Origin of the sequence: Stenotrophomonas maltophilia group sp. RNC7 (assembly GCF_030910085.1) — a bacterium.
GTDB lineage: Bacteria > Pseudomonadota > Gammaproteobacteria > Xanthomonadales > Xanthomonadaceae > Stenotrophomonas > Stenotrophomonas sepilia.
This window is the reverse complement of record NZ_JAVFVN010000509.1, coordinates 1-323: the sequence shown is the minus strand read 5'-3', so window position 1 is coordinate 323 and position 323 is coordinate 1. Positions and strand designations below refer to the sequence as shown.

Sequence of the window (323 nt, the reverse complement as noted above, 5' to 3'; positions counted from 1 at the left end):
TTTTTTTTGTGTTTTTTTTTTTTTGTTTTTTTTTTTTTTTTTTTTTTTTTTTTTTTATTTGGTTTTTTTTGTTTTTTTTTTTTTTTTGGGATTTTTTTTTTTTTTTTTTTACTTTTTTGTTTTTGGTTGTTTTTTTTTTTTTTTGTTTTTTTTTTTTTTTTGTTTTTTTTTTTTTTTTTTTTTTTTTTTTTTTGGGGTTGTTTTTTTTTTTTTTGTGTGTTGTGTTTTTTGTTTTTTTTTTTGTTTTGTTTTTTTGAGTTTTGTCGTGTTTTGTTTTGGTTTTGTTTTGGTTTTTTTTTTTTTTTTTTTCTTTGTCACCCCCC

At 15.5% G+C, this 323-nt stretch carries 1 protein-coding gene; it reads right to left on the bottom strand.

The genetic code is table 11. From position 1 onward, the window contains the following. The coding region (locus RCF13_RS26280) for a hypothetical protein (protein WP_308141112.1) at window positions 1–323 on the bottom strand (323 nt) is incomplete at both ends.